Origin of the sequence: Mycobacterium sp. (assembly GCF_036273375.1) — a bacterium.
Taxonomy (GTDB): domain Bacteria; phylum Actinomycetota; class Actinomycetes; order Mycobacteriales; family Mycobacteriaceae; genus Mycobacterium.
The window spans coordinates 1-8,092 of record NZ_DASUHS010000109.1; the positions used below are offsets into that span (position 1 = coordinate 1).

Here is an 8,092-nt window from a genome sequence, read left to right on the forward strand (position 1 = left end):
CGTGCGCTGCGCCAACGTCAACTCCATCATCCCGCGGTAGCTCAGCACGCCCCTTTCGGGCCTCAACGACACGCACCAGGCGGGCAATCTCAAATGAGGCAACGAAAGGGCTAACCGGGCATCTTTAGTGAGTCAACGCGATGCCCTCCAATCCGGAACTCTTGTGGCGCCTGTGACTTAGAGGCCGGCGAAGCGCTCCTTGACCGTCTCGGTGCTGAGTCCGTAGTCGGCCAGCGAGTAGGTGTGTTTCGGCGCGCGCTCGCCCGACTGGCTGTCGGCGTGGGCCTTTTCCATCGCGGCTGTGGCCTCATCGGTCAGCGCCATCCCGAAGTGCCGGTAGATGTCGGCCACGGTGCCCATCGGGTCGGCGATCAATTCCTTGTAGTCGACGTCATAGAACTGCGACGGACTGTATTTGGCCCGCGCCGTGTTGAACCGCTCCAGTCCCCGCGACCAGGTTTCCATTGCGTCAGCACCGATTTGGGCCCCGGTGAACGACGTCGACCACCCCTCGGCGGTGTGCTGCGCCAGCGAGCACATCGAGGCCATGATCGTTTCGACCGGACGATGAGTCTGGATCACCAACGCGTCGGGATAGGTCGCCATCAACGCCTCCAACGCGAACAGGTGGCTGGGATTCTTGAGCACCCACCGCTTGTCGGCGTCGTTGAGCCCGATCAGCTGAAGGTTGCGGCGGTGCCGCTGATATGACGGCGTCCAGTCCTGCTCCGAAAGCCACCGCGCGTAACTCGGCAGGTGCGCCAGCGTTTCGTAGGACACCGAATGCAGCGACTGCCGCAGCAGCTGCCAGCACTCCTCCAGCTCATATGCGGCCATGAAATGCAGCCCGGTGTAGCCGGGGTTTTCCTGGTGGTGTTGGGTGAACTGCGCGTCGAGCTGGCGATAGAGCGGGTGTGATTCCCAGGTGTCGCGCGGTGGGCGCGGTTGTGGGAATTCGGCCAGCCACATGTGCAGGCCCTGATGCGCGGGATCGGCGCCCAGGAGCCGGTGCAGCGCAGTGGTTCCGGTGCGCACCAGGCCGGTGACGAATATGGGGCGTTCGATGGCGACGTCGGCGCATCGCGGGTACTGCTTCCAGGCGGACTCGGACAGCAGTCGCGCAACCAGCGCACCCCGCAGGAAGAAGCGATTCATCTTGCTGCCCAACACCGTAAGCCCGGCTTCGGTCCGGTAGGAGTCCAGCAGGACTTGCAACGCTTCGCGGTAGTTGTCATCGTCTACGCCGAAGTCGTCGAGCCCCGTCAGCTTGGTGGCGGATGCATGCAGCTCGTCGACGGTCCCGATATCGGTGCGGTCGGACATCAGACGTGATACTCCCCGCAGTTGACGTCCAGGGTCTGCCCGGTGATGCCGCTGGAGAGATCGCTGGCCAGGAACAGAATGGCCGACGCCACTTCTTCCTCGGTGGGCAAGCGCTTGAGGTCGGAGTTCGCCGCGGTGGCCGCATAGATCTCGTCGACGGTGGTGCCGTACTTGCCAGCCTGATGTTCGAAGTAGGCCTGCAATGTGTCGCCCCAGATGTATCCGGGTGCAACGGAATTGACCCGGATGCCCTTATCGCCGAGCTCGGTGGCCAGCGATTGGGACATGGAAAGCAGCGCGGACTTGGCCATCTTGTATGCGCCGTATTTCGCCTGCGAGTGGCGCAGCACCATGGAGTTGACGTTGACGATCGATCCGTGCGACGTCTCCAGCGCCGGCGTGAAGGCCTGAATCAGCCGCAGCGCGCCCAGCGCACTGAGTTCGATCGCGTCGCGGATGTGCTGAAAACTGGTGCCGGCCAACGGCTTCATCGACGGCACCCGGAACGCGTTGTTGATCAGCACGTCGACCTTGCCGTAGGTGGCCATGGTCGTCTCGACCAGGTAGGCGACCTCGTCGTCGTCGGTGATGTCCGTGCGCACCGCCAAGGCCTTGCGGCCGGAGTCGTTGACTCGCTTGGCGACCTCGTCCAGCCGTTCGACGGTACGGGCCGCCAGTACCAAATCGGCACCGCTGTCGGCACATCGGTGAGCCAGCGTGGTACCGAGACCCGGACCGACGCCACTGATGATCACTACCTTGTCGTTGAGCATGCCTGACATCGTCACCCCAGCATCCTTGCCGCAATTTGTTGTTGGCGCAAGGTGATTCGCGCGCACCATTCGTCGTCGGAAATCTTGTTGTGCTCGAAGTACGGCAGCGTGGTCGGTATCGCGTCGATGTCGACCAACTCGACGGTGGGGCCGTCGGCTTCGGTGAGTTGACGCGACACCCGCTGCCAGCGGAACTGCAGGATGCCCTTGCGATGACCGAGGGTTTCGACCCAGTTGGTCACGCCCGGGTTGTGGTCGGCGACGACGATGCGCACCTTGCCGTCCGGATCCGCCTGTGCCTGAGTGTTGTTCAAAGAAGTCTGATGGTTGATGTAGTCCAGCGAGATGTACCACAGGCTGCCCAACTGGAAGCCGAGGTAGGGCGCGTCGGTGACCGGGATGGTGATCACCAGCGCCTGGTCGGGCCGCAGCTCGTAGTGCCCCACCGACGAGTACTGGGTCGCCAGTCCGCCGGGCGTCAGCCGGGGCGCGACCATCGTGTTCACCGGAATGTTGAAGTAGAACCACTGCGGAAACTGCAGCCACGTCTTCACCCGGTTCACGAGTTGCTTTCCGGCTGTGGCATAACGCTTTTCGATCGTTTCGCGGGTCAGGGGCGGCGGCGCGGTGCCCGCGGTGTCCAGTCGGGAGATGGCCAGCGTGCCGCGCTGCGCCGCCCAGTCGCCGTATACCTCGCGGATGACCAGTTGCCCGGGACTCGTCGGCCGGACCCGCCACTCGAAGGTGCCATCGGGTGCGATCTGCAGTTCCCGGTCGTCGAATGCGGCCTGGCTGGCCGGGACGTTGTCGTCGGTGTACTCGCCGCCCAGGAGCTGGAAACTCAGGTCGGTGGTGCTGCCGCGCCGGCCGGTGACGACGTAATCGTGATTGGCGTGCACCCGCGTGCCGAAGTACAGCGTGTCGGGGTTGTCCAGGCCCATCTTGGTGAACGGCCCGGTGCCCGATTGCAGGAACGGATGGTCGCGGTCGTAGTCGAACGAGAGGTGCATACAGCCGGCGATGCAGCCGGCCAGATACTGCAGCCCTTCCAGCAGGTCGGCTTCGGTCTCGATGTGGGGCGCCGCGGCCACCAATTTTTCGGACTCGGCGATGGCTTCGGTGAGGGAATCAGAGAACACGCCTAGACGCTAGAACGTGTTCTACTTTTTCGTCAATGGCGAACGTTCCCGCGCGTCGGCCGCAGCGTTCAAAGACGAGGCCGACTCACTAGGGTGGGCACGAGTGGGAAAGGTCGATCAGGTGCTGGCGGACATCGGGGTGCCGATTCAGGTAGTCGATGACGTTGCCATTGCCGCCCTCGGCCTGAGACCTTTGCTGCAGTTGCTGGTGGAGGTCCGGGTGCTTCTGCAGGTACGAGTCGATCGATGAACCCACGTCCTGATTGCACTGCGGATCCGCGTTGGCTATGCCCGCCACGGGCAGTGCGATCACCATTGCGGCGGTAGCGGTCATCAACCCTCCGGCGAGCAGGCCGTACAGCCCACGACGACGAACGCCGACTGTGTTCGATGTGCTCATGCGCGCCAGGCTACTCGCAATACCTTTGCGCCGCCTGTGCGTTCCGTAGCCGCAGCGCAGGTCAACGCTGGGCCGCGGCGCCGCTTTCCTGCTCGCGCTTGATCTCGAGCGCGATGTCGATGAGCTGGTCTTCCTGGCCGCCGATGAGTTTGCGCAGACCGGCGCGGTGCAGCAGCTCATGCGCCGGGACGCCGTAGCGCTCACCCTGGCGGATGGCGTGCTTCAGGAAGCTCGAGTACACCCCGGAATAGCCCATGATCAAGGCGTTGCGGTCGAGCAGGCACTCGGCGGGCATGGCCGGGGCGACCACCTCTTCGGCGGCGTCGGCGATGTCGAAGAAGTCGATCCCCGTCTTCACGCCGATCTTGTCGAACACGCCGATCAGCGCCTCGACTGGCGCATTGCCGGCCCCGGCGCCGAACCGCCGGCAGGAACCGTCGATCTGCTTGGCGCCCGCCCGGACGGCCTCCACGGAGTTCGCCACGCCCAGGCCGAGGTTTTCGTGGCCGTGAAAACCGACCTGGGCGTCGCCGCCGAGCTCGGCGACCAGTGCGGCGACCCGGTCACGCACGCCCTCGAGCACCAGCGCTCCGGCCGAATCGACCACGTAGACGCACTGGCACCCCGCGTCGGCCATGATGCGGGCCTGGGCGGCCAGCTTCTCGGGCGAGATGGTGTGGCTCATCATCAGGAATCCGACGGTCTCCAGGCCGAGTTCGCGGGCCAGGCCGAAGTGCTGGATCGACACGTCGGCCTCGGTGCAGTGCGTGGCGATCCGGCAGATCGAGCCGCCGTTGTTCTGGGCCTCTTTGATGTCTTCCTTGGTGCCGACGCCGGGCAGCATCAAGAAGGCGATCTTCGCCTCTGTGGCGGTCTGGGCGGCGAGCTTGATCAGCTCCTGCTCGGGGGTCTTGGAGAACCCATAGTTGAAGCTCGAGCCGCCCAGGCCGTCGCCGTGGGTGACCTCGATGACGGGAACTCCCGCGGCGTCCAGGGCGGCCACGATGGCGCCGACCTCGTCGGTGGTGAACTGGTGACGCTTATGGTGGGAGCCGTCGCGCAGCGACGTATCGGTCATCCGGACGTCCCAGACCGGGTTGAAGAAAATCTCCTGGGTGCTCATGATTGCGCTCCTCCGGCCGTCGCGCTCAAGGATTCCTTGGCGATCTCCTCGCCGACCTTGGTCGCCGCGGCGGTCATGATGTCGAGATTTCCAGCGTAGGGCGGCAGGTAGTCGCCCGCACCCTCCACTTCGACGAACGTGGTGACCAGCGCCTGGCCGCCGGAGTGGATCGACGGGTCGTCGAATTGTGGCTCGTTGAGCAGCCGGTATCCCGGCACGTAAGTCGCCACCTCGGCCACCACGTCGTGAATCGACTTGGCGATCGCGTCCCGGTCGGCGTCCTCCGGGATGGCGCAGAAGATGGTGTCACGCATGATCATCGGCGGGTCGGCCGGGTTCAGGATGATGATCGCCTTGCCGCGCTTGGCGCCCCCGATGGTCTCGACGCCCCTACTGGTGGTCTTGGTGAATTCATCGATGTTGGCGCGGGTGCCGGGACCGGCCGAGAGTGACGCGACCGAGGCAACGATCTCGGCGTAGGGCACCCCGCCGATGTCGGCGACGGCACGCGACACGGCGTACACGATCGGGATGGTCGCCTGCCCGCCGCAGGTGATCATGTTGACGTTCGGTGCGTCCAGGTGCTGGCGCAGATTGGCCGGTGGGATCACCGCGGGGCCCACCGCGGCCGGCGTCAGGTCGATGGCGCGGATCCCGGCGGCCTCGTACTTGGGTGCGGCGTCGCGGTGTACATAGGCGCTGGTCGCTTCGAACACCAGGTCGGGCTTCTCCGATTGCGCCAACAGCCAGTCGACGCCCTCGTGGGTGGTCTCCAAACCCAGCTTGCGGGCCCGGGCCAAGCCCTCGCTCTCCGGGTCGATGCCCACCATCCAGCGGGGTTCCAGCCAGTCCGATCGCAGCAGCTTATAGAGCAGGTCAGTGCTGATATTCCCCGACCCGACAATGGCCACAGTCGCCTTAGTCGGCATGATGCTCCTTTTCGAAGCTTTTGAGATTTAAGTTAGACGATTTAATTTCGAGCCTATTCGAACGACAGGCGGACCGAACCGAGGCCCGCGAAATCGGCGACGAAGTTGTCGCCGGGATGCGCATCGATCGCCCGTGTGCACGACCCGGGCAGCACTACGTCACCCTTGCGCAACCGAACGCCGAAGCTTTCCACCTTCCGGGCCAGCCATGCCACGGCTGTCACCGGATTTCCCAACACGGCGTCGCTGCGACCCTCGGCGATCACCTCGCCGTCGCAGGTCAGCACCGCGTCGATCGCCTTGACGTCAAGGCCGGCCGGCGACACCCGGGCCTTACCCAGCACGTAACCCGCCGACGAGGCATTGTCGGCGATGGTGTCACACAACCCGATCTTCCAGTCGGTGATCCGGGTGTCGATCAACTCAATCGATGGCACCAGGGCTTCGGTGGCGGCCAGCACGTCGTCCTCGGTGCACCCGGCGCCCGGCAGGTCGGCGGACAGGATGAACCCGACCTCGACCTCCACCCGCGGGTACAGGTAGCGGTTCGCCTTGACCGGGGTGTCCTCGAACAGCTGCATCTCGTCGAGCAAATGGCCGTAGTCCGGCTCGTCGACCCCCATCATCTGCTGCATCGCCTTACTGGACAGACCAACCTTGTGCCCCAGCACGCGGGCGCCCTCGGCGACTCTCTGGCGGATGTTGATCAGCTGTATCTCATAGGCATCGACGACGTCGATGTCGGGATACGCGGCGGTCAGCGGGGTGATCGGCTCGCCGCTCCGCTCGGCTTGCGCCAAGTCGGCAGCCAGCTCGTCGCGTGTGGCAACACTGAGCATTTTTCCAAGTCTCCTCGTACGGTCGACCGGGCCAGTAGCGGTCGCCCTGGGCAATTCTATAACGTGTTCTACATGTCAGCGCAGGAGTACGACGTCGTCGTGGTCGGAAGCGGCGGAGCCGGCATGGTAGCCGCCCTTACCGCCGCTCACCGGGGTCTTTCCACCATAGTCATCGAGAAGGCCTCCCACTTCGGCGGCTCTACGGCACGCTCAGGCGGCGGCGTTTGGATCCCAAATAACGAAGTACTCAAGCGGGACGGGGTCCGCGACACGGCCGAGGCCGCACGTACCTATCTGCACGGGATCATCGGCGACGTCGTCGAGCCCGAACGCATCGATACCTACCTCGAGCGCGGCCCCGAGATGCTGTCGTTTGTGCTCAAGCACACCCCGCTGAAGATGTGCTGGGTACCGCGGTACTCCGACTACTACCCCGAGTCACCGGGCGGTCGCGCGGAGGGCCGATCGATCGAGCCGAAGCCGTTCGACGCCCGCAAGCTCGGCGCCGATGAATCCGGCCTAGAGCCGGCGTACGGCAAGGTCCCGCTGAACGTCGTGGTGATGCAACAGGATTACGTGCGGCTCAACCAGCTCAAGCGGCACCCGCGCGGCGTGCTGCGCAGCCTGAAGGTCGGGGCACGCACCATGTGGGCCAAGGCGACCGGCAAGAACCTCGTCGGCATGGGCCGGGCATTGATCGGACCGCTGCGAATCGGGCTGCAGCGGGCCGGGGTGCCGGTAGTGCTCAACACCGCGCTCACCGACCTCTACGTGGAAGACGGTGCGGTGCGCGGAGTCTACGTGCGCGGCGCCGGCGACGCCGAATCCAATGAGCCGCAGCTGATCCGGGTCCGGCGTGGTGTGATCCTGGCGTCGGGTGGGTTCGAGCACAACGAACAGATGCGGGTGAAATACCAGCGCGCACCGATCACCACCGAGTGGACCGTCGGTGCGGTGGCCAACACCGGCGACGGAATCCTGGCGGGCGAAAAGCTCGGCGCAGCATTGGACATCATGGAAGACGCGTGGTGGGGTCCGACCGTCCCGCTGGTGGGCGCGCCCTGGTTCGCGTTGTCCGAGCGCAACTCGCCGGGCTCGATCATCGTCAACATGTCGGGCAAGCGATTCATGAACGAATCGATGCCCTACGTCGAAGCCTGCCATCACATGTATGGCGGCCAATATGGACAGGGACCCGGGCCTGGCGAGAACATACCCGCGTGGCTGGTGTTCGACCAGCAGTACCGGGACCGGTACATCTTCGCGGGACTGCAGCCCGGACAACGCATTCCGCGCAAGTGGATGGACTCCGGTGTCATCCTCCAAGCCGACACGCTCGAGGAGCTGGCCACCAAGGCCGGCCTTCCGGTGGCCGAGTTCACCTCGACCGTGGCGCGGTTCAACGGCTTTGCCCGGTCGGGTGTCGACGAGGACTACCACCGCGGAGAGAGCGCCTACGACAATTACTACGGCGACCCCACCAACAAGCCCAATCCAAACCTCGGCGAGCTCACCCGTGCACCGTATTACGCCGCCAAGATGGTGCCCGGGGATCTGGGGACCAAG

At 64.9% G+C, this 8,092-nt stretch carries 8 protein-coding genes; 1 reads left to right on the forward strand and 7 read right to left on the reverse strand.

Annotated features, from left to right (window positions below):
• Positions 1 to 177: 177 nt before the first annotated feature.
• From VFW69_RS10790 to VFW69_RS10820, 7 genes are all read right to left on the reverse strand, one after another.
• Positions 178 to 1,323, reverse strand: a complete 1,146-nt coding sequence (locus tag VFW69_RS10790; RefSeq protein WP_526500994.1) for a sulfotransferase — start codon at positions 1,321 to 1,323, stop codon at positions 178 to 180.
• On the reverse strand, positions 1,323 to 2,105 hold the full coding sequence (locus VFW69_RS10795) for an SDR family NAD(P)-dependent oxidoreductase (RefSeq protein ID WP_526501009.1): 783 nt from the start codon (positions 2,103 to 2,105) through the stop codon (positions 1,323 to 1,325). Before VFW69_RS10795 ends, VFW69_RS10790 begins: the two co-directional genes overlap by 1 nt.
• A gap of 2 nt (positions 2,106 to 2,107) precedes the next feature.
• On the reverse strand, positions 2,108 to 3,235 hold the full coding sequence (locus VFW69_RS10800) for a hypothetical protein (protein ID WP_526500996.1): 1,128 nt from the start codon (positions 3,233 to 3,235) through the stop codon (positions 2,108 to 2,110).
• Between the two features lie 88 nt (positions 3,236 to 3,323).
• Positions 3,324 to 3,635, reverse strand: a complete 312-nt coding sequence (locus VFW69_RS10805) for a hypothetical protein (protein ID WP_526500998.1) — start codon at positions 3,633 to 3,635, stop codon at positions 3,324 to 3,326.
• A gap of 61 nt (positions 3,636 to 3,696) precedes the next feature.
• On the reverse strand, positions 3,697 to 4,758 hold the full coding sequence (gene dmpG / locus VFW69_RS10810; protein ID WP_526501000.1) for a 4-hydroxy-2-oxovalerate aldolase: 1,062 nt from the start codon (positions 4,756 to 4,758) through the stop codon (positions 3,697 to 3,699).
• Entirely contained in the window at positions 4,755 to 5,687 is a 933-nt protein-coding gene (locus VFW69_RS10815; RefSeq protein ID WP_526501002.1) for an acetaldehyde dehydrogenase (acetylating), read from the reverse strand. The genes dmpG and VFW69_RS10815 overlap by 4 nt, the downstream gene beginning before the upstream one ends.
• Positions 5,688 to 5,740: 53 nt before the next feature.
• Positions 5,741 to 6,526, reverse strand: a complete 786-nt coding sequence (locus tag VFW69_RS10820; RefSeq protein ID WP_526501004.1) for a 2-keto-4-pentenoate hydratase — start codon at positions 6,524 to 6,526, stop codon at positions 5,741 to 5,743.
• A gap of 72 nt (positions 6,527 to 6,598) precedes the next feature.
• Between VFW69_RS10820 and kstD the strand changes: the two genes are divergently transcribed.
• On the forward strand, positions 6,599 to 8,092 hold a 1,494-nt coding region (kstD, locus tag VFW69_RS10825; RefSeq protein ID WP_526501006.1), incomplete at its 3' end, for a 3-oxosteroid 1-dehydrogenase.